The sequence below is a fragment of the Campylobacter canis genome (assembly GCF_045504005.1).
Taxonomy (GTDB): Bacteria; Campylobacterota; Campylobacteria; order Campylobacterales; family Campylobacteraceae; genus Campylobacter_A; species Campylobacter_A canis.
In genome coordinates this window covers 1-21,201 of the sequence record NZ_JBJJXH010000008.1, presented here as the reverse complement: position 1 = coordinate 21,201, position 21,201 = coordinate 1, and the positions used below count along the sequence as shown (strand labels likewise).

Sequence of the window (21,201 nt, the reverse complement as noted above, 5' to 3'; positions counted from 1 at the left end):
CCGAATGGATAGTAAGAAATATTTAAGAAATAGCAAAAAAAAAGAAAATAATAATAGCATCTTAAAACTGCTAAATAAAATAGATAAAAAATACCACATTCCTATTATTCTGATTATTTATTTTGTTCTAATTTCTTGTTATATTATATTTGATAAGGATAACAAAAATAACAAAACCGAATTTGTAGATAAAAACAATACCAAGGAATCATTTATAGCAACAAAAATATTAGATAAAAACAATACTAAAAAAGAAGACAATATATCAATCTTTGTAAACAATGCCAAATTTAATAAAGAAAAAAACTCCACAATCAAAAAAAATACATCAATTACTACAGATAAGAACTCTTCCGATACAGACAATAATTTAACCACAGAAAAAAATATATATGATTTTTTTATAAATTATCAAAATATAAGCAAAAAGGATGGATATTTAACACCTATTAATCCAATTAAATCTAATCTATTAAATTTTAGTAATACTACACAAAAGAGTAATTTAGATATAAATATTACAAATATTGAACAAAACTTAAGCTCATTGACACATAAAAACCATCAAATTTTTGATAAAAATACAACAAAAGAAAAAATTATTTTAGATACAAATAAAATTAAGAAAGATCAAAATTTAACCAAAGATAGTACAAGTATCGATATAAATCTAGAACAAAATAAAACAGAAGAAATAGAGATAGACTATAAAAGTATCAAACTGATAGATATTTTTCCCGACAGATACTCGATACTAATTAGCAAATATGCCAAAAATATAGATATAAATAATACGAACAACGATGAAGATCAGGCCGACGAATATTATTACTCAGAAGGTGAAATTCTCTATATAGACGATGAGGTTGAAGAATATGGTGAAAATGAAGAAGACGAAACAACAAATAAGGCGATGCCGGATGAGATTTCAGACAATTCGCTTAAACTAGAAATTCAGACCACCAATTCTGAAATTTCAATAAAAGATCTAGAGGTAAAATTTAAGAAAACCAAAAGCGACGATATAGCTACATTGATAGCCCAAAGATACTACTTATCAAAAGACTATCAAAATAGTCAAAAATGGGCTCTTATTGCAAATGAAATTAACAGCGACAATCAAGATAGTTGGGAAATTTTTGCAAAATCAAAATATAAATTAGGGCACAAGCAAGATGCCCTTAAAGCTCTTAAATTTTATAACGAACAAGCAAGATCTCAAGAAATAGAGATGCTTATACAAGACATAGAAGAGGATTTAGTAAAAAACTAACCTAATTTATCGTTTTTTTTTGTAAAAAAATGATAAATATATAGTTTTAAAAAGATTAAAATGATAAAATTAAGAAAAATATAAAAGCAACAACAATTTAAAAGGGCTATTTGTGGCAGACAAAATTTACGAGCTGTTTTTATCTACGGCAGTTAGCAGGCAAATCATATCTATAGATGAAAAAAAAGAGATAGAAAGCTCGCTAAGGCAAAATAATAAGCCGGAAGCCTACTTGCAAAATTTAGCTCCCGACTTGATAAATAAGCATTCAATGGATATATTGGCAGAACTATACAGATCTCAACGTATATCTATAAACGATATTTTAGAAAATTTTACTATAGATTTAAAAGACTTTTTAAGTTTTGTTGCTAGAAAATTTGAACTTGAGTATATAGATCTTGACACCATAGACATAGATTATAGACTTTCAGACAAGACCTCTATAGCCCAATTAAAAAAATTTGAAACATTGCCTATAAAAGAAGATGAAGTAAGAGTTTATGTGGCATTTAAAAATCCATTTGATATTTCAGCTCAAGATAAAATGCAAAACATATTCAATAGAAAGCTTTTAAAGGTAGTAGTTTCGGACCCATTTCAGATAGATAAGCACCTTAATAAAATAGAACTAAGCGAAAGCATAAAAGGCATAGTTGCGGACATAAGAAAAGAGCTCTCTACGACCGCATCCACGGGAGACGAAAATAGTTCCGGAATTTTAAAACTTATTGAAGTTATCTTAAAAACCTCAATACTAGGCAGAGCAAGCGACATACACATAGAACCTACGGAGACAAACTGTATCGTAAGAAGTAGAATTGATGGCATGCTAACAGAAACCTTTATCTTTGATAAGGACATCTATCCTCCTATGGTATCTCGTATGAAGCTTTTATCCAACATGGATATAGCCGAGCGCAGAAAGCCTCAAGACGGTCGTTTTTCGGCTCAGATAATTGGCAAAGAGTATGATTTTCGTATCTCTACTCTTCCGATACTAAACGGGGAGAGCATTGTTCTTCGTATTCTTGATAAATCAAAAGTACTGATAAGTCTTAAAAACTTAGGTATGCATCCTGATAATTTTGTTAAATTTAACAAGGCAATGAAAGCCCCTTATGGCATCATACTAGTTACTGGACCTACAGGATCAGGAAAAACAACTACTCTTTACGCCGCACTTAACGATATAAAAAATATAGAAACGAAAATCATAACCGTCGAAGATCCCGTTGAGTACCAGCTAAATATGATCCAGCAAGTTCACGTTAATGAAAAAGTAGGGCTTACTTTTGCTTCAGCACTTAGGTCTATACTTCGTCAAGACCCAGATGTAATAATGATCGGCGAGATCAGAGATCAAGAAACGCTTCGTATAGCCGTACAAGCGGCACTTACCGGGCATTTAGTATTTTCTACTCTGCACACAAACGACGCAATAAGCGCTGTTACAAGAATTGTGGATATGGGAATTGAGCCATATCTCATAAGCGGTTCCTTAGTCGCTATAGAGGCGCAAAGACTCGTAAGAAAACTCTGTCCGTACTGTAAGCAAAAGACAAATTTACCGTTAAAACTACAAGAACAATTCAAGGAATATTTGCCTCAAGACTATCAGTTTTATAAGCATGTAGGCTGTGAAAAATGTTCTCAAACAGGATATACCGGAAGAGAGATGATAAGTGAAATTTTGCCTATTAGCGACAAGATTGCAAGTATGGTGGCAAATGGAACAACAAAAGAAGAGATCAAAAAAGTAGCCTACGAAGAAGGCTTTATAGATATGTTTAAAGACGGTATCATAAGAGCCGCAAGAGGCGTAACGACTATAGATGAAATTTTAAGGGTTGCTAAAACATGAAATATTTTGAAATAGAGTATATGTCAAAAGGCCGTAAGCAAAAAATGGTCTTAAAGGCAAACAATCAAAATGAAGCCAAAAATGTGGCTAGGCTTAAAAATGCAGGTGTTATAGTAAAAATTGGAGAAACCAAGACTATTCCTCTTGAAGAGCAATTTGATGACCTAATCTCAAAAACAAAAAATTTTATACGTGGAACAAAAGTTAAAATACCTAGCTTAGTTGCTGCCATAAGACAATTAAGCGTTATGACAAACGCAGGAATTTCAATACATGACAGCATAAAAGAAGTTGCAAACGCCACCGAAGATAAAAGGCTTAAAGAAATTTTTTCTAACCTTAACGACGATTTAAATCAGGGTCAAAGCCTAACGGACGCTATCTCAAATTTTAGAACCGAACTTGGGGATATAGTAGTTGCCATGGTAAAACTTGGCGAAAATACGGGTAATATGGCAGAGTCTTTGTATAAACTATCAGAAATTCTTCAAGAAGTATGGGATAATCAGCAAAAATTTAAAAAAGCGATGAGATACCCAATTATAGTGGTTATTGCCATAGTAATCGCTTTCGTAATACTTATGATGTATGTAGTGCCTAAATTTAAAGAGATATTTGAGCAACTTGGTGCCAATTTACCGCCTCCTACAAAAATTCTTCTTGGTATAGAAAGCGCCTTAAATAACTACGGTCTTTATATATTAGGAGCTATTATACTTACGGTTTATGGCGTGAAGTATATGTATAGAACCGATGAAGACTTTAGCTACAACTTCGATAAATACCTGCTTAAAGTCTATCTTATAGGCAACATTATGTTCTACTCAACCATGAGTAGATTTAACTTAGTTTTTACAGAGCTTGTAAGAGCAGGAATTCCTATCGTAGATGCTCTTGATACGGCTACTTTAACAGTTTCAAATCAAGATATAAACAGAAAGCTATCCACCGTAAAAATTGCCGTGCAAAGAGGCATATCGCTTACTGAAGCTTTTAGAGACACCGGGCTTTACGAGGGTATGCTTATACAGATGATTAGCGCTGGCGAGCAAAGCGGTAGTATAGACTCGATGATGGAAAAAGTAACAGATTACCATAAAGCCAAATTTAATGATTTGGTTGATAATATTTCAGCATATATAGAGCCTATATTAATAGGATTTATCGCCGTTATGGTAGTATTTTTAGCACTTGGTATATTTATGCCTATGTGGGATTTGGCAAGTGCGGTTAAAAATTAAAATTAAAGAAAAAAGATGAATTCAGTTACAAATTCAAAAGAGCGCCAAGTAAGTAGCGACGCTTTTTTGGTATCAAAAACCGACACAAAAGGCAAGATTACATATTGTAATATGCCTTTTGCAGAGATTGTCGGCGCAAAAAGCTCAGAGCTTATAGGTAAGCCCCACAACATCGTAAGACATCCTGATATGCCAAGAGTCATATTTAAATTTCTATGGGAATATATAAAAAATAAAAAAGAAATTTTTGCATATGTCAAAAATAGAAGCTTTGACGGATCGTTTTACTGGGTATTTGCAAATGTTACAGCTTCGATTGACGAAAGAGGCAACATCATAGGTTTTTACTCGGTGCGCAGAAAACCAAATCCAAAGGCGCTTGAGATCATTATACCTCTTTATAAAGACTTGCTTAATGCAGAAAAAAGCGGCGGAATGGACGCTTCGCTAAAACTCTTTGAGCGAATTTTGAAAGAGAAAAATACAACTTATGATGAATTTATGAATAATCTGCAAAGATTATAAGAGGAAAATTATGTTTTTTAATAAAAATAAAGTAAATTACGATGAAATTTTAGATGTAATTTCTCAGGCAAGAAACGGGATTTTAGAACCAAGAATATTAAATATAAATCCAAACGAACCGTTAGGTCAAATAGCTCTTGGCATAAACGACCTGCTTGATCAGATAGAGGCTTTGCAAAGAGAGATGGGCACTTGCGTAAAATCAGCCGAAAGCGGGATCGCATATAGAAATATTTTTACAGATGGTTTTAGAGGTCTTTTTAAGATAAATGCCCAGTCTATGAGCGAAGGCGTAGAGGGTATAAAAGCAGGTCAAAAAGGCAAAACAAGAGGAATTCTTTCTGAGAAATTTAGCGAGCTTGGCAACGGCAATACTGGCATAGCTGACGCAAAAAAAGATCTTGATCAAAGCATAAAAGACCTAAGTGAAATTTCAAGCGTGGCGCAAGACACTTCAAGCAAAGCAAGCGAAGGTATAATCGCGGTAAATGAATTAAGCTCAAATATGAACGATCTTGAAAATTTAATTACCGATTCAAGCGAGGCGATTAGAAATTTGGCTAACAGAACAGCCGAGATTAGCTCTGTCGTAAATTTAATAAAAGATATCGCAGAGCAAACAAATTTGCTAGCTCTTAATGCGGCTATCGAAGCGGCACGCGCAGGAGAGCATGGGCGCGGATTTGCCGTTGTGGCAGATGAGGTTAGAAAACTAGCCGAAAACACACAAAAAGCAACAAGCGAGATCGGCATAAATATCCAAACCTTGCAGCAGCAAACAAACGATTTAAACGAAAATTCAAACAAAATAACACAAATAGCCCAAGTGGCTAATGTAAGCGTTGCGAATTTCAGAGAGGCGATCAACGTATTTAGTGAGGGGGCTACAAAAACGGCTCAAATTTCAAAACACGTTGAAAATAAATCAATAGGAATCATGGGCAAAATCATCCAAGTAATCTACAAACAAACCGCCTATAATAACGTTATAAACGAACGCGGATTTGACGAAGCTATGCAAAAACAATTCGAAAATATGCATAATTGGTATGAAAATGACTACAAGAAATATTTTGGTTCAACCAAGAGCTTTGACAGGATTAAAGAGCCCGCTAAGCAGCTTGATGAACTGATGCTTAAAAATTTAGAAGAGTCAAAAGACGGCTACACAATGGATGATATTGAAAAATTCGTAAGCAGATTTAAAAAGCTAAAAGATACGAGCAGTGACATATTTAAGATTATAGACGCGGTCATCGAGGAAAGTAAAAAATAAAAAAATAAAAGCAAAATTTGCGATTGCGAAATTCAAATTAAATTACGAATTAAAATACAAAACTTTGCAAACAAGCGTTTGCGTTTTAAGAGCTAATTTCAAATCAAACATCTTTATCTTGTCTTTAAGATTAATTTCAAATTTTGAAGGCAAGATAAAGACAATTCACTAAAATTCTTTTATTTTAAGCATAATACACACGCTACAAATTTAAAAGGCAAATAGCCTTTTAAGTCTTACATAAGAAGTTTTTTAGCACACTCCCCTATTCTCTTAGCATCACAAGTTGCACCCAGTCTTTCTCTTGCTATCTTTGATACATTTCCTATGTCTTTTACGCTTGACGCGCCAATCTCGGCGATGATATATTTTATTTTGGTTTCTAGCTCTGTGTCATCCAGTTGCTTTGGCAGATACTCGCTAATGATCTTCATCTCGTCTTCTTCCGCCCTAGCTAGATCCTCACGGCCACATTTTGTGTATTGCTCTATAGAATCAACCCTTCTTTTTACTTGAGTTTGCAAAATTTCAAGCACTCTTTCATCTGTCATCTCGACTCTTGTATCCACTTCAACCTGTTTTATAGCCGAATTTAAAAGTCTTAGCGTATCTCTTCTAAAATTATCCTTTTGCTTCATTGCAGTTTTTATATCTTCTAAAATTTGCTCTCTGATCGTCATTTTTATCCTTTAAATTTGATTTTGAATTATAACAATTGTAAATTTAAAGCAAAATTTAATATAATCAATCAAAAAGGATAGACATGCTACTTGGCGTAAACATAGATCATATCGCGGTTTTAAGAGAGGCTCGTCGCGTAAACGACCCAGACATCCTTCAGGCTTGCTTTAGCGCCTGCATGGCAGGAGCGGATCAGATAACAATACATCTTAGAGAAGATCGCAGACATATAAACGAAACTGACGCGCAAAACATCATAACTCACTCCAAAATTCCTGTAAATTTAGAGTGTTCAATAGATAAAAGCATTATCGAACTAGTTATCAAACTAAAGCCTGCAAGAGCTACTTTGGTACCTGAAAAAAGGCAAGAGCTAACAACCGAAGGCGGGCTAAATTTACAAAGTCCAAATTTACAAGAAGTTATCAAAACTCTAAACGAAAACGATATCGAAGTTTCGCTTTTTATCGATCCCAGCCAAGAAGATATCATGCTGTCTCATGAGCTTGGCGCACAGTGGATCGAGCTGCACACGGGAGCTTATGCAAATACCTTTTTAATGCTTAATTCAAATTTATCCCACAGCAAAGACTCTATAAAAGAGCTTCAAAAGAGCAAAAAAGAGCTAAGAGAAATTTTGGAATTTGAGCTTTCAAGGATCAAGCAAAGCGCAAAAGAGGCGAAATATCTCGGGCTAAAGGTCGCAGCAGGTCACGGGCTAAACTATCAAAACGTAAAATTTATAGCTGAAATACCGGAAATTTCCGAGCTAAACATCGGGCAAAGTATCATCGCAAGAAGCGTATTTGTAGGGCTTGAAACAGCTATAAAAGAGATGATAGCGTGTATAAGATAGCAGTTAGCCTTGGCGATATAAACGGAGTGGGCATAGAAATCGCTCTAAAAGCGCATGAAGAAATTTGCAAATTTGTAGAGCCGATTTACTGCATAAACGAAGATTTGCTAACTAGCGCTCTTAAAATTTTAGAAGTAAGCAAGCCTGCAAATTTTAAAATTTATGAATGCGGAGAAAATTTTAAGATAAAGCCCGGCAAGATAAGCAAAAAGAGCGGAAAATTTTCTTTTGATTCGTTTGATACGGCTATAAATTTAGCTCTATCAAAAGATGTGCAAGCCGTCGTAACTATGCCTATCAGCAAAGAAGCGTGGAGTAAAGCCGGGATAAAATTCGTAGGACACACGGACTACCTTAAGCATAAATTCAAACAAGACGCTATCATGATGATGGGATGCGAGGAGCTTTTTGTAGGGCTTTACACCGATCATATCGCGTTAAAAGCTGTTTTTAAAGAGATAAAAACTAAAAAAATCCATAAATTTCTTATAAATTTTTATGAAAATACGAAATTTGAGCGTATCGGAGTTTTGGGATTAAATCCGCACGCAAGCGATAACGGCGTTCTTGGAGGAAGCGAAGAAAGACGTATCAAAAAGGCTATAAATTTGGCAAATAAAGAACTTAAAAAAGAGATCTTTACAGGACCTTTGGTGCCTGACGCGGCCTTTAATCCTCGCTCGCTTAAAAATTTAAACAGACTGATTGCCATATATCACGATCAAGGACTTGCTCCGCTTAAGGCACTTTATTTTGATAAAAGCATAAATGCAAGTTTAAATCTGCCGATAATTCGCACAAGCGTAGACCACGGAACGGCATTTGATATCGCATACAAAGGCATAGCTGCCACTTCAAGTTATATCGAAGCTGTTAAATTTGCCGTTAAACTTTGCGAAGAGAGAAATCTATAAAAACAGCAAATTATTTTAATGAATTTCAAATACGACTAGCCAAATTTAGCTAGTTTAAAAAATTTGTAGCTATAATAATTTTAAACAAAACTACTCATTGGAGGCATTTTTGGCTCGCGACAACCTCTTTGCATTTTGTATGTTTATGATAGCCTCTATAGGCTTTTTTATCTGGGGTTATCAGTATATCCCTTCTCACCACTTCTTGTTATTTTTGGTTGCCAGCATATTTGGTATCTTTATGGCGTTTAATATCGGTGGAAACGACGTAGCCAACTCCTTTGGCACAAGCGTTGGAGCCAAAACCGTAACTATCAAGCAAGCCCTTGTCATCGCCGCTATTTTTGAGTTAAGCGGGGCTATATTTGCAGGCGGAGAGGTTACTAAGACTATAAGAGAAGGCATTATCAAATTTCCTGAAGCGGGAATGGATCCTATGCTCTTTGTCATCATCATGATGTCAGCGCTTCTAAGTTCAGGACTTTGGCTCTTTATCGCCTCTAAAAAGGGCTTGCCGATCTCTACCACTCACTCGATAGTAGGCGGTATCGTGGGTGCTGGACTTATAATGGGCTTTACTACGATGGACGCAAAAAACGCTATAAATATGGTCTCTTGGGCGGGTATCGGCAAGATCGCCATAAGCTGGGTCATATCGCCTCTGCTTGGAGGAATTCTCTCATACATCATCTACGGCTACATAAAAACCAGAATTTTAACACCTACTAGAAAATATAACCTTGAGCTAAAAATGCTAAAAAGAGAACGCAAAGCATATAAAGAGCTATACTTACGCGAGCTTAAAACAAAGCCGGTTGAAGAGCAGATCAAAATTTTAAGCAAGATCGCCATAGTTGATGAGGACGAAGAAGGTAGCGAAAAGAGCGAATACAAAACGATGATAAAATCCATGAAAGAGCGTGAAAAGAGCATAGACACAAGCCGCGCAATGAGAAAGCATATCCCTATAGTTGCTGGCTTTGGTGCTATCATCATATCGTCCATGATGCTATTTAAAGGACTTAAGCACCTAAATTTAGGCATTGGTTTTATAGGCACGGTCTGGATCATCTGCGTTATCGGTATAGTAACATACCTTGCAACGCTTGCGATGATAAACGTCATGAGCAAAAACGACGCAGAAAAGAGCACAAATCGCATATTTTCATGGTTTCAGATCTTTACGGCTTCATCTTTTGCATTCTCGCACGGCGCAAACGACATAGCAAACGCCGTAGGACCTTTCGCCGCCATACTTGACGTCCTAAAAACAGGCAACATCAACGCCACGGCTCCGATACCTAGCATAGCTATGATCACTTTTGGAATTTCACTTGTGGTCGGACTTTGGTTCTTAGGCAAAGAGGTTATCACGACTATCGGCTCAAAGCTTGCCGAAATTCTACCTACTACGGGCTTTAGCGCGGAGCTTGCCGCAAGTACGGTTATCCTGCTAGCTACCAAGCTTGGTATCCCCGTATCATCAACCCACATCCTTATAGGAGCTGTTCTTGGCATAGGCATACTAAACCGTGATGCAAATTGGGCCATGGTTAAGCCTATCGTGCTTGCTTGGGTTATAACCTTGCCGATAGCAGGCGGATCGGCAGCGATAATTTATATGGTGCTTAAAAGCCTGCTTGGGCTATAAAATTCATTTAATACTACAAATTTGAGGCAAAAGAAGCCTCAAATTTTATTTATTGTCTTTTCTAAAGAATTCTTTTATTAGTTCTTTATCACAATCTTCTAAACGCAATCGAATTTGATTGCATATATATCCTCTTGAGTTACCACTCGCTCTTATATGACTTTCCTCTGCAATTCCTTGATGTCCGACGGTTGCATATATACTATTTGCCAAAGTTTTGTTAGTTTTTCTATCTTTACTACAAGATAAGTTTCTTTATTCATAGCAACTCCTTTATCTTTAAGCGGGCAAATTCGCAAATTCACCCGCTTAAATCGGAATTTAATCTATCTTAAAATTCTCTATCTCATTAAAATTTAGATATCTGTAAATTTCATCCTCTTTGCCTGCGATTTTATGAGGAACTATCCTCATATACTCTTCCACGCCAGGAAGCCTTCCAAGCAGAGCGCAAACCGCGGCAAGTTCCGCGCTTCCAAGATAAACCTTTGCGCCAAGCCCCATTCGGTTGTCAAAATTTCTAGTCGAGGTTGAAAAGACCACGGCATTATCTTCAACTCGCGCTTGATTTCCCATACAAAGCGAGCAGCCAGGCACCTCTATACGCGCTTTTACACTTCTAAACACGTCATAATACCCCTCACGTTCAAGCTTATCCTTATCCATCTTCGTAGGCGGCACAACCCAAAGGCGCGTAGGTATCTCGCCCTCGCCTCTTAGCACTTCGGCTAAAGCGCGGTAGTGTCCGATATTTGTCATACAGCTTCCCACAAAGACCTCATCGATATTCTTGGCACGTCTTTCATCGGCTAAAATTTCACTAAGAGTCGCCACGTCATCAGGATCGTTCGGACAAGCAAGTATCGGCTCGGTTATCTCGTCTAAATTTATCTCTATCACCTCGGCATACTTGGCGTTCTTATCGGCTTTTAGGAGGGTTGGATTTGCCAGCCACTCGCGCATCTTGTTAGCTCTTCGCTCAAGAGTCGCCCTGCTTTCATACCCTGCTTTTATCATCGCTTCGATGAGAGTTATGTTTGATCTTATATACTCTATCACAGGCGCTTTATCAAGAGCCACCACACAGGCAGCTGCGGAGCGTTCGGCTGAAGCGTCGCTTAGCTCAAAAGCCTGCTCTACCTTTAGACTCTCAAGCCCTTCGATCTCTAAAATTTTGCCCGCAAAGATGTTTCTTTTATTTTTCTTTTCTACGGTTAGTAGTCCTTGCTTAATAGCATAATAAGGTATCGCATTTACAAGATCTCTGAGCGTGATGCCTCTTTGAAGCTTGCCTTTAAAGCGTACTAAAACGGATTCAGGCATGTTTAAAGGCATTACGCCAAGCACCGCCGCAAACGCCACAAGACCGCTTCCTGCAGGAAAGCTTATGCCGATAGGAAAGCGCGTATGGCTATCGCCGCCCGTTCCAAGAGTATCTGGAAGCACCATACGATTTAGCCACGAGTGTATGACGCCGTCTCCTGGCTTTAGACTAACTCCGCCGCGAGAGTTCATAAATTTCGGCAGAGTCTTATGCGTGATCGCATCGCTTGGCTTAGGATAAGCAGCCGTATGACAAAAGCTCTGAAGCACAAAATCAGCCGAGAATCCAAGGCTTGCAAGCTCTTTTATCTCATCTCTTGTCATAGGCCCCGTGGTGTCTTGACTGCCTACGGTCAAAGTCAAAGGCTCGACGTAAGAATTTGGCCTCACGCCTTGCATGCCGCACGCCTTTCCTGCTATCTTTTGAGCTAGAGTAAAGCCAATTTCGCCCTCATCCTTAGGCTGTGTAGGCTTAGTAAATATATCCTCAGCACCTAAATTTAGTGCCGCTCTAGCCTTCATACAGAGCCCACGACCGATGATAAGCGGTATGCGCCCACCTGCTCGAATTTCATCAAGTAGGGTATTTGGCATAAGCGTAAAGCGACTTACGACCTTACCCGCGCGCACTATCTCACCTTTATAAGGGTAAATTTCTATCTCATCGCCCATCTCAAGCGAACTTACGTCAGCGATTATAGGTAGTGCACCGCTATCTTCTGCGGTGTTAAAAAATATCGGAGCGATAGTCGTGCCGATAACTATGCCGCCTGTTTTTTTATTTGGCACGCCGTCAATATCTCGCCCTAAATGCCACTGGATAGAGTTTATGCCACTCTTTCTACTTGAGCCGGTACCCACGACATCACCCACATAAACCACTTCGCGGCCGCTTTTTTTAAGCTCAGCTATCTTCTCAAGGCTTCCGGGCTGTCGGCGTATCAGCATAGCATTAGCATGAAGCGGGATATCAGAGCGAGTAAACGCCTCACTTGCAGGGCTTAGATCATCAGTGTTCGTCTCTCCAGGCACCTTAAATACAACCGCCTTTATCACCTCATCAAGCGGCTTGCGAGACAAAAACCACTCCGCATGCGCCCAAGAGTTGATAACCTCAAGCGCAAATTCGTTACTCTTGCTTAAATTTAGCACATCGTTAAAATAATCATGCACGAAAATCGTCTCTTTAAGCACTTCACAGGCGGCTTTCGCTACGGATTTATCGCTGTTTTGAAGCGAGGCTATAAGCACGATCACGCTATATCCCCCAAGCATAGGCTTTAGCATGCTTACCGCGCTTAGCTTATCAATGCCAGCGATCTTTACATCGTGATTTATAATCTCGTTTAAAAATTCAGCCTTTATCTTAGCTGCGTCATCAACGCCCGGGTTTACCCTAGTGGCAAGCAAATTTATAAGCTCGGCTTGCCTTTTATCGCCATCTTTTAAAAGCTCGCAAACTTGCTTCGTCTGCTCGGCACTCAAGGCAAGCGGCGGAATACCGAGCGATGCCCTTTCATCAACGTGTTTTTCATATTCTTTAAAAAAATCCATCACTTATCCTTTATCTTTATTTTCTTGGTTTAAATTTGCTAAATTATGCTTAACATATTGCCTGATACATTAACTATTTAACTTTATTTTATCCAAAAACGCATAAGAAACTAAACTAAAATTTGCTAAATTTAAAGGCATCAAAACAAAAGGAGTAAATTTGCAAAAAGCCTACTTAAAATCCCCAATAGGCATCTTAGAAATTTGCGCAGACGAAAACGGAATTTGCGAGCTAAATTTCGTGGATAAATTTGTAAAAACAGAGGTTAAAGATGAAAATTTAAAGCTTTGTTTAAAAGAGCTTGATGAGTATTTTAAAGGAAATTTACGCGAGTTTAAATGCAAATTTCAAATTTCAGGCACTCCTTTTCAAAAAAGCGTATATGAAGCGCTGCTTAAAATTCCTTACGGAAAGAGAGTGACCTACGCCCAGCTAGCTAAAAACATAGACAACCCAAAGGCTTGCCGTGCGGTCGGCTCTGCAAACGGCAAAAATAAAATCCCCATCATCATCCCATGCCACCGAGTGGTAGCCGGCAATTCACTTGGTGGATATTCGGGCGGAGAAGGGTTAAAAACAAAGGAGTTTTTACTGAATTTGGAAAAAGAGAATTTGTAAATTTTGACAACTATGAATAACTAAATTTTAAAAAGATAAATTCTACCGCCGAATAAAGCGGTAGAATTTGGATATCACATAGCGAATTTCGGATCGCTAAATGCAGTTAGTTTAGGAGCAACGCCGGTAAATTTCTCGATATTTACCAGAGCCGTATGAGCTATATTGCCGTTTGCAAGCTTGCTGGTCGGTATATCTATGGTTAGTGCGTTTGCAGAGCCGTTTTTGCAAAGTCCGTTCATATCAGGATCATACCAAGCGCCCTCGCAAAGCCTTACAACGTTTCTTGATATGTTTTTAGTTACGACCGCACCGGCTAACGCCTCTCCTCTGGCGTTAAACACTCTTACCAAATCACCGTCTTTTATGCCAAGCTCTTTAGCGTCTTTTTCGTTTATCCAGATCGGTTCACGATTTGCCACTGCGTAATTGTCGCGGATGCTCGTATTGCTTAGCTGAGAGTGAAGTCTATCTGCAGGGTGAGCGCTTATCATATGGAATTTAGCAGGTTTATCTTTCATACCCAGCCACTCGATAGGCTCAAACCACATAGGGTGAGCCTTGCAGTCGTCATATCCCATCTTTTCGATAGTTTCTGAGTAAATTTCTATAAGACCTGACGGTGTTCCCAGTGCATTTAGGATAGGATCTTCTCTAAATTCGCCGTGTCTTATCCATTGATCACTCTCCGGAGTAGAAGCAAATGTCACAGGCTCATTTGCGGCCCAGAATTCATTAAACGGTTTCATATCGGTTACCAGATCAGGCACTGAGATTACTTGATTATAAGCTGCGTCATAGTACTCTTTGATCCAGTCAAATTCGTCTTTGCCGTTATCGGTATATGCTACGACTAGATTTTTAGCGTAAGCCTTGCAAAGATCGCTAAAAATTTGATAGTCGTCTCTTGACTCTTCAAATTTTTCAACGACTTGTTTCATAGGGACGATGTTCATATTTGAGTAATCACCCGTCATCGTGATGTCGTTTCTCTCATAAGCCGTTGTGGTTGGGAACACGATATCAGCCATCTTTGCTGTCGGTGTCCAGTAAGGCTCATTTACGACGATGGTGCGAGGTTTTTGCCAAGCTTTTACAAGAGTGTTTGTATCTTGATGGTGGCAGAATGGATTGCCGCCGACCCAGTAGATAAAGTCTATATCAGGATATGTTATCTTCTTGCCGTTGTGATCTATAACTTTACCCGGATTTAGCAATGCATCGGCTATCCTAGCTAATGGGAATACATACTCGGTTGCTTTTGAAAGCCAACTTTGACCAGTGCCGCTTGCCGCTACAGGTTTAGCTATAAAGCGACCATTTTTATCAAAGCTTCCCGTGTTTGTACCGATAAATTCACCCTCTTCATTGAAAAATCCTAAACTTGCGCTATTCATACCGCCGATTACTCCGCCTTTGCAGGTAGGAGCGCCGCCGTTTGAGTAGTGATAGCTTAAGCCAAAGCCGCCGCCAGGAAGTCCGATTTGTCCAAGCATAGCAGCTAGAGTTACCATAGCCCAGTGAGGTTGCTCGCCGTGGTGAGCTCTTTGCATACCCCAACCGCTCATTAGCATAGTGCGGTTATCCATAAAGGTATCTGCAAGCTCTTTTATAAGCGAAGCTTTAAGTCCGCAAATTTTACTCGCCCACTCTAGGTCTTTTGCCACGCCGTCTGTCTTGCCAAGCAGGTAAGGAAGGAATTTATCAAAGCCCACTGTGTAAGTTGAGATAAACTCTTTGTCGTATTTGTCACTTGTATATAGGTAGTGCATCATACCAAGCATCATAGCTGTATCGGTATTTGGCAGAGGAGTTACCCACTGAGCTTTGTCGAAGTATTGAGCTGTTTCGCTCTTGATAGGATCGATGATGATCACTTTTTTGCCCGATTTTTTAAGCTCTTCAAAGTATTTAAAGCCTTGCTCGTCTGTCGAAGTCCAAGCTATGCGAAGTGTGGATATAGGATTTGCTCCCCAGATAACTACTACTTTTGAGTGCTCAAGTATAAGCGGCCAGCTGGTTTGCTGCTCATAAACCTCAATACTTCCCATAACGTGAGGCATGATGACTTGGCTTGCTCCTGTGGAGTAATCGCCAAGGTGTCCTACAAATCCGCCGCTTAAATTCATAAATCTATGAAGTAAAATTCTGGAATTATGCACGTTTCCGCTTGATTTCCAACCGTAGCTTCCTGCAAATACGCTTTGAATTCCTTTTTCTTTTCTCGTCTTTTTAAGCTCTCTGGCTACAAGCTTGATAGCGTCTTCATATCTTACCCTAACCCACTCGTCTTTACCTCTAAGTTCCGGTTTTGGATTGTTTGGATCCATCAGATAGCTTTTGCGTACCATCGGATATCTTATGCGACTTTTATATACCATATCGGCGGTAAAATTTTGAAGCGGATTTGGTATATCGCTTGTTTTTTGGATATGGTTTGAGCCGACGATCTTTCCGTCTTTAACCTCTACTTTTAGCATACCCCAGTGAGCTGCGGTATTTACCGTGCCATTTTTGACAAGGCCGGAATTTAACTCATCTGCAAGCAAATTCGTAGCTGCAACCTTTGAAATTAGCGGAGCTCCTGCTAAAAGCGCGCCGAATTTTAAAACATCTCGTCTTTGTCTATTCATCTTTTCTCCTTATAAAAATATCTTTGTATCCTTAATCCGTCTCCAGCCTCCGTATCGCTTTGCGATATACTCAGGCTATTGCTTTAGGCACAGACGCGAAGCAGTTCGCGTCTTACTTCGCTCCTGCGCTCACATCCGAAGAGTGTTTTTGTAAATACTGAGTGATGAGCCACTCATCTTTTTTATCTATAGCGGTTCTGCTAAGCATTGATTTTACAAGATTTGGCCATTGGTTTGCTTTGTAGTGGTCGGTCGCATGAGCAGTGTGGCAGATACCGCAGTTATCTTTATACATCTGATCGGCTCTTGCAAACATAGAAGAAACTTCATTTACAAATTCACCCTTAGGAGTGTAGGCGACAACTTCCACTTTGTCCCATTTGCCGTCTTTACCCTTTTCAATCATCTTATAATCAATCTTTGCCGTCTTGGCAAAAGCTGCCGCTATGACGCGCTGTGAATCACTATAATAAATCACGTTATCTACGGCAGGATTTTTATACCCGCGAATTACTACCTTTACTCTATCGGAACCTTCCTCGCTTATTTTAACGGCATTAGTCGGAAGTAGTCTACCTATGGACTTATCCGAAGTCGCATCTAAAAATAGCGGCTTAACAACATCGCTATAAACATCTCCCGATGCAAACAGCGAACAGGCTATCGTTGCTGACAATAATACTTTTTTCATATTTCTCCTTTGTCGTGGCTGCAGAGAAATTATAGATAAAAAGTATGATTTAAATATGATTTTTTGAAATTTACGAAATTTTATGAATTTATTTAAGTAGTTTTGTATATTTATAAAAATTTTAATTAATACACTTAATTTTTAGATTAGCGGTTTTCTATTGCTTGGCTGATTATATACTTGTATTTTATCCTACACATACCCTACCCCGCTTATAGTCCTGTCACACTCCTCATTTAAGCACAGCTTATACCCCCTTCCTTGAGCGTTTTGTATAAGCTCTGGATAGAGCTTTTTGCGAAGCTTATAGACAAAAGACCTTATAGTGTCGCTTGTGCAGCTTTCCCCCTGCCATACGTTAGCCTCGATCATCTCAAAGCTAACGGTTCTAGCTTGGTTTTTAAGAAAAAGATGAAGCAGCGCTTGCTCCTTTTTTGTTAGCGCCACTACTTCACCGTCTTTATAAAGCTCTCTTGTAAATGCATTAAACACAAAGCCGTTTTTAAGATCCACGCTTGCAAAATCACTTCTAAATTTGTTCGCCGCAAAACTCATCGTCATCACCAGCTCTCGCTTATCAAACGGCTTTTTAAGCACGCCCGAGCTCTTAACTTCAATGGCGCTTAGCATATTTTCATCGTTATCATAAGCGGTTAAAAATATGATAGGCACGTTCTCGTCGCTCTTTCTGATAATCGAAGCCATCTTAAGCCCGCTCATTCTAGGCATATTGATATCAGAAACTATCAAATTTATATTGTGCGAACCAAAGCACTCCAAAGCCTCTTTTGCGTCCCTGCAAGCGTAAATTTCATTTGTATAGTGTGCCAAAGCGCTTTTTATCGCCTCTCTTAGGTCATCATCGTCCTCAACAAGAAGCAAATTTACATCTTTTAATATCTCTTTTATCTTGCTATACATTGTCCGCCTCTTTAGCCTCTTTTTTTAGATAAAGCGCGAATTTAGTAGGCTCTTTCGCACTTTCAAGCGCAAGTCTTCCGCCAAGCTTATCGGTTGCTAAAATTTTAGCCACATAAAGCCCCATGCCCGTTCCGGTGTCCTTTTTAGTAGTAAAAAACGGTTCGTAAATCATCTCTTTACTCTCTTTTACGCCTCTTCCGTTATCGCTTACGCTTATGCAAATTTCATTTTTCATGCTTTGCAAATTTATCCAAACTTTAGGCTCAAAATATACATCTTCCTTCATAAACTCTGCAAGCTCATCTTTGGAATTTGAAAGTAAGCTTAATAAAATTTGCTTCACGTAGGAAGGGGCTGCGTAAACCATAAATTCACCGTCTTCGCATATAAATTCAAACGAAATTCCGTTTGTATTCATCTGAGGCTTTACTATAAATTCAAGCTCGTTTATAACATCTTTTACATTAAAATTTATTATATTGTTATCGTTTTTATAAAAACTTCTAAAAGCTTTTATGGTTTCATCCATCAGACGAACACCTTTTTTACAGCGATTAAGATGCTCTGCGATCTCATCAAATCTATCTTCGTTTAAAGAATCTTCAATATTTTCAAGCGATAGCAAGATAGAGCTTAAAGGCTGGCGTTGCTGATGAGATATGGAGTTTATCATCTCGCCCACAACCGCCATCTTTGCATTTGCTATTAGCATTCTATGATGCTCGGCTTCGTTTTGCTCAAGCTCTCTTTCGTGCGTTACATCGCTTGCGGTGATGATAAATCCGTCAAATTTGACTCCACCCTCAAGCACGCTTGAGATATTTAATCTGTAAAAAAAATTATTAATAGAAACAATGAAATTTTGATTATCATAGGGATTGTTTTTCAAATTTGAAAAATTTTTTAAGCACTCAAGATGTTTTGAGTTTAAAACAAGAGTGTCAAATTCTTGTTCGTAGTATCTTTTGCTTTCAAGAGTGAAAATTTGCTCAAATTTTTTATTGATAAATTTGACGATTCCGCTTTCATCTACAAGCAAAAGCCCCAAATTAGGAGTTTTTGCAAAAGCTCGCTCTATGTCGTTTTGATGCTGAGTTTTTTTACCCGCAAGCAGATATATAAACAATCCTCCAAGCGCAAAGCCCGCCAAAAGAAGGAATTTAAAATCACCGCTAGCGTAATAAAACCAAATGCAAAGCAGTTCAAATATCAAAAGCAGAGCCAAAATAACTTTTTGCAAAAATCCTCCTTGGTTTTGCAAATTTAAGCTTAATTAAGCTCCTTATACTCAACTATATCAAGTCCAAATCCGCCAAGAGCTACGAATTCTCTATTTTTGCTTGAGCTTAGAAGCTCGATCTCTTCGATCTCAAGCTTTCTTAAAATTTGAGCTCCGATACCAAAGTCCTTAATAGTGCTATCACAGGTCTTTTCCTCTTGCAAAAACACCAAAACACCGCCATTTTCGCTTAGATACTTGATGGATTTTAAAAGCTCTTCAAATTTAGCCGAGGTTAATAGCTCTATATCGCTTGTAGTTTTATGAAATTTTACATTTGTGCGCTTGCTTGTCTCGCCAAAGACAAAAGCAAAATGCACCTGATCCTTATGGTCGGTTATTTCGTATTTTATAGCGTCAAAGCCCGCTATTTGAGATTTTGACTTTTCTTTTACATGAATTAAACTCTCATGCTTTAGTCTGTATTCTACAAGCTCTGAAACCGAGACCATATTAAATCCGAATTTCTTGCAAAACTCCTCAAGATCGGCTCTTCTTGCCATATTTCCGTCTTCTTTTACGATCTCACAAATTACGGCTGATTGCGTAACGCCCGCGTATTTACAAAGATCAACCGAACCTTCCGTGTGACCCGTGCGGCTTAGCACGCCTCCTTTTTTGGCTATAAGAGGAAAGATATGTCCCGGCTTTACGAAATCTTCGGGCTTAGAAGTATGGTCGGTTGCCAAACGTATCGTCATATCTCGTTCATAAGCGCTAACTCCGGTTGTAGCAGCCTTTGCGTCAATGGTAACCGTAAAAGCCGTCTCGTGGCAAGATGTGTTTTTGTCAACCATCAAATTAAGCTCAAGTCTTTTTGCGATATCTTCAGAAATCGCAAGACACAAAACTCCCTTTGCGTGAGTGATGGCAAAATTTACTTTTTGTGTATCGCTAAATGCGCCCGCAAAGACCAGATCGCCCTCGTTTTCGCGATCCTCGTCATCGACCATAACAACCATTTTACCATTTCTTATATCGGCAATCGCCTGCTCTACTCTATCCATTTTTTCTCTTTATGATTAAATTTATATGAATTATACCCGTTTTGTTTAAAATTCAAGATTAAAAATATAGGCAAGGCGAGTAAAATGAGGCTTCAAAACTAAAAATAAAAATATGAACAAAAAAAGGGGGTTTAAAATAGGCTTTGCTTATTTGAAAGCCTATTTTTGTAAGAAAAAAGTAAATTTAATAGCTTAAATTTTTGTATTCCTCATCAAGCAAACTTTTGGCTACTTCATCAGGAGAAGCTACTTCAATGCCCTCTATAAGAGCTGATTTATCAAGTCCTTTGTTTGGAAGATATAAAGGACAAACTTTAACACTAGCTCCGTTTTTTATCGCTCCCTGCAAAAGATCTTTTGGTGATTTATTAAGCGGTTTTTGCGGCTCGCTTTTGCTCTCTTTAAGTGCGAGATCGCCCGCTTCGGAACAAAGAACTATCCTTACGTCCTTTCTTTGTTCAAGCGTTTTTGTGGATAACACCATCGCCATCATCTGCGTTTGAGTATCGGATGCCGTAAGCATTACATTAAGACCTTTTATCTCGTCGCCTGACGCGTATAAAGCAGTAGCCAATACACTTCCTAAAGCTAAATTTAACAAAGTCTTGTTTAGCATTTTGTCTCCTTTAAATCAAATTTAAAGACATATTAGCAAAAACAGACTTTTAGTTTGGTGACTTTGTGACAAAACAGTATTAATTTAATTTATTTGCATTTCGGTATCTGGTTTTTAAGAAGAGATAGCAAATTCTTTTATAAAAAGAATTTGCGTTTTTGTTTGGTTATACGATCATTAACTAAAACCTCTTCCTCTTCACATCATCTGCTATATCTTTAGCCATACTATCAACTTCAGCTGTTACTTCATTTGTCTTATTGGCTACTATTACGTT

At 38.3% G+C, this 21,201-nt stretch carries 17 protein-coding genes; 9 read left to right on the top strand and 8 right to left on the bottom strand.

Annotated elements, in window-relative coordinates; translation table 11 throughout:
- The first annotated feature begins 4 nt into the window (after positions 1 to 4).
- The 5 genes from ACHJH3_RS08390 (at position 5) to ACHJH3_RS08370 (ending at position 6,179) form a co-directional block, all read left to right on the top strand.
- On the top strand, positions 5 to 1,273 hold the full coding sequence (locus tag ACHJH3_RS08390) for a CDC27 family protein (RefSeq protein ID WP_407064437.1): 1,269 nt from the start codon (positions 5 to 7) through the stop codon (positions 1,271 to 1,273).
- Positions 1,274 to 1,385: 112 nt separating this feature from the next.
- Positions 1,386 to 3,137: a GspE/PulE family protein gene (locus tag ACHJH3_RS08385; RefSeq protein WP_407064436.1), complete on the top strand. Its 1,752-nt coding sequence runs from the start codon at positions 1,386 to 1,388 to the stop codon at positions 3,135 to 3,137.
- The gene (locus ACHJH3_RS08380) at positions 3,134 to 4,378 is read left to right on the top strand and encodes a type II secretion system F family protein (protein WP_407064435.1); all 1,245 of its coding nucleotides are present in this window, start codon (positions 3,134 to 3,136) and stop codon (positions 4,376 to 4,378) included. Before ACHJH3_RS08385 ends, ACHJH3_RS08380 begins: the two co-directional genes overlap by 4 nt.
- A gap of 15 nt (positions 4,379 to 4,393) precedes the next feature.
- Positions 4,394 to 4,903: a PAS domain-containing protein gene (locus tag ACHJH3_RS08375; RefSeq protein WP_407064434.1), complete on the top strand. Its 510-nt coding sequence runs from the start codon at positions 4,394 to 4,396 to the stop codon at positions 4,901 to 4,903.
- Positions 4,904 to 4,913: 10 nt separating this feature from the next.
- Complete coding sequence (locus ACHJH3_RS08370) at positions 4,914 to 6,179, top strand: methyl-accepting chemotaxis protein (RefSeq protein ID WP_407064433.1); 1,266 nt, start codon at positions 4,914 to 4,916, stop codon at positions 6,177 to 6,179.
- A gap of 236 nt (positions 6,180 to 6,415) precedes the next feature.
- On the opposite strand, the gene ACHJH3_RS08365 is transcribed toward ACHJH3_RS08370, so the two are convergent.
- Positions 6,416 to 6,859: a GatB/YqeY domain-containing protein gene (locus ACHJH3_RS08365; RefSeq protein ID WP_407064432.1), complete on the bottom strand. Its 444-nt coding sequence runs from the start codon at positions 6,857 to 6,859 to the stop codon at positions 6,416 to 6,418.
- Positions 6,860 to 6,942: 83 nt separating this feature from the next.
- On the opposite strand from ACHJH3_RS08365, the gene ACHJH3_RS08360 reads away from it, so the two are divergent.
- The 3 genes from ACHJH3_RS08360 to ACHJH3_RS08350 all read left to right on the top strand — a co-directional run bounded on the left by ACHJH3_RS08360 (position 6,943) and on the right by ACHJH3_RS08350 (position 10,281).
- On the top strand, positions 6,943 to 7,716 hold the full coding sequence (locus ACHJH3_RS08360) for a pyridoxine 5'-phosphate synthase (protein ID WP_407064431.1): 774 nt from the start codon (positions 6,943 to 6,945) through the stop codon (positions 7,714 to 7,716).
- Positions 7,704 to 8,630 (top strand): 4-hydroxythreonine-4-phosphate dehydrogenase, encoded by a 927-nt coding sequence (gene pdxA, locus ACHJH3_RS08355; protein ID WP_407064430.1) that lies wholly within the window; start codon positions 7,704 to 7,706, stop codon positions 8,628 to 8,630. Before ACHJH3_RS08360 ends, pdxA begins: the two co-directional genes overlap by 13 nt.
- A 109-nt stretch (positions 8,631 to 8,739) precedes the next feature.
- Positions 8,740 to 10,281 carry an inorganic phosphate transporter gene (locus tag ACHJH3_RS08350; RefSeq protein ID WP_407064429.1) on the top strand — a complete coding sequence of 514 codons (1,542 nt, stop codon included), beginning with the start codon at positions 8,740 to 8,742 and terminating at the stop codon, positions 10,279 to 10,281.
- Between the two features lie 321 nt (positions 10,282 to 10,602).
- Here ACHJH3_RS08350 and ACHJH3_RS08345 read toward each other — a convergent pair whose 3' ends face one another.
- Positions 10,603 to 13,158 (bottom strand): bifunctional aconitate hydratase 2/2-methylisocitrate dehydratase, encoded by a 2,556-nt coding sequence (locus tag ACHJH3_RS08345; RefSeq protein ID WP_407064428.1) that lies wholly within the window; start codon positions 13,156 to 13,158, stop codon positions 10,603 to 10,605.
- Positions 13,159 to 13,318: 160 nt separating this feature from the next.
- Here ACHJH3_RS08345 and ACHJH3_RS08340 point away from each other — a divergent pair, with 160 nt between their 5' ends.
- Complete coding sequence (locus ACHJH3_RS08340) at positions 13,319 to 13,777, top strand: methylated-DNA--[protein]-cysteine S-methyltransferase (protein ID WP_407064427.1); 459 nt, start codon at positions 13,319 to 13,321, stop codon at positions 13,775 to 13,777.
- A gap of 74 nt (positions 13,778 to 13,851) precedes the next feature.
- On the opposite strand, the gene ACHJH3_RS08335 is transcribed toward ACHJH3_RS08340, so the two are convergent.
- The 6 genes from ACHJH3_RS08335 to ACHJH3_RS08310 form a co-directional block, all read right to left on the bottom strand.
- Complete coding sequence (locus ACHJH3_RS08335) at positions 13,852 to 16,410, bottom strand: molybdopterin-dependent oxidoreductase (RefSeq protein WP_407064426.1); 2,559 nt, start codon at positions 16,408 to 16,410, stop codon at positions 13,852 to 13,854.
- A gap of 112 nt (positions 16,411 to 16,522) precedes the next feature.
- Positions 16,523 to 17,101, bottom strand: coding sequence for a cytochrome C (locus ACHJH3_RS08330; protein ID WP_172201199.1), 579 nt, complete (start codon positions 17,099 to 17,101; stop codon positions 16,523 to 16,525).
- 192 nt (positions 17,102 to 17,293) lie between these two features.
- A complete protein-coding gene (locus tag ACHJH3_RS08325; protein WP_407064425.1) occupies positions 17,294 to 18,022 on the bottom strand; it encodes a response regulator transcription factor in 729 nt (242 codons plus the stop codon).
- Positions 18,015 to 19,262 (bottom strand): ATP-binding protein, encoded by a 1,248-nt coding sequence (locus ACHJH3_RS08320; protein ID WP_407064424.1) that lies wholly within the window; start codon positions 19,260 to 19,262, stop codon positions 18,015 to 18,017. The genes ACHJH3_RS08325 and ACHJH3_RS08320 overlap by 8 nt, the downstream gene beginning before the upstream one ends.
- Before the next feature lie 29 nt (positions 19,263 to 19,291).
- A complete protein-coding gene (locus ACHJH3_RS08315) occupies positions 19,292 to 20,308 on the bottom strand; it encodes a bifunctional 3,4-dihydroxy-2-butanone 4-phosphate synthase/GTP cyclohydrolase II (protein ID WP_407064423.1) in 1,017 nt (338 codons plus the stop codon).
- A 184-nt stretch (positions 20,309 to 20,492) separates the two neighbouring features.
- Positions 20,493 to 20,924: a hypothetical protein gene (locus tag ACHJH3_RS08310; RefSeq protein WP_407064422.1), complete on the bottom strand. Its 432-nt coding sequence runs from the start codon at positions 20,922 to 20,924 to the stop codon at positions 20,493 to 20,495.
- Between the last annotated feature and the right edge of the window lie 277 nt (positions 20,925 to 21,201).

Bases quoted from the DNA above. Each gene is read 5' to 3' on its own strand.
- ACHJH3_RS08390 (WP_407064437.1), top strand. From the start codon at position 5: ATGGATAGTAAGAAATATTTAAGAAATAGCAAAAAAAAAGAAAATAAT.
- ACHJH3_RS08380 (WP_407064435.1), top strand. From the start codon at position 3,134: ATGAAATATTTTGAAATAGAGTATATGTCAAAAGGCCGTAAGCAAAAA.
- ACHJH3_RS08375 (WP_407064434.1), top strand. From the start codon at position 4,394: ATGAATTCAGTTACAAATTCAAAAGAGCGCCAAGTAAGTAGCGACGCT.
- ACHJH3_RS08370 (WP_407064433.1), top strand. From the start codon at position 4,914: ATGTTTTTTAATAAAAATAAAGTAAATTACGATGAAATTTTAGATGTA.
- ACHJH3_RS08365 (WP_407064432.1), bottom strand. From the start codon at position 6,859: ATGACGATCAGAGAGCAAATTTTAGAAGATATAAAAACTGCAATGAAG.
- ACHJH3_RS08360 (WP_407064431.1), top strand. From the start codon at position 6,943: ATGCTACTTGGCGTAAACATAGATCATATCGCGGTTTTAAGAGAGGCT.
- ACHJH3_RS08345 (WP_407064428.1), bottom strand. From the start codon at position 13,158: ATGGATTTTTTTAAAGAATATGAAAAACACGTTGATGAAAGGGCATCG.
- ACHJH3_RS08335 (WP_407064426.1), bottom strand. From the start codon at position 16,410: ATGAATAGACAAAGACGAGATGTTTTAAAATTCGGCGCGCTTTTAGCA.
- ACHJH3_RS08330 (WP_172201199.1), bottom strand. From the start codon at position 17,101: ATGAAAAAAGTATTATTGTCAGCAACGATAGCCTGTTCGCTGTTTGCA.
- ACHJH3_RS08325 (WP_407064425.1), bottom strand. From the start codon at position 18,022: ATGTATAGCAAGATAAAAGAGATATTAAAAGATGTAAATTTGCTTCTT.
- ACHJH3_RS08315 (WP_407064423.1), bottom strand. From the start codon at position 20,308: ATGGATAGAGTAGAGCAGGCGATTGCCGATATAAGAAATGGTAAAATG.
- ACHJH3_RS08310 (WP_407064422.1), bottom strand. From the start codon at position 20,924: ATGCTAAACAAGACTTTGTTAAATTTAGCTTTAGGAAGTGTATTGGCT.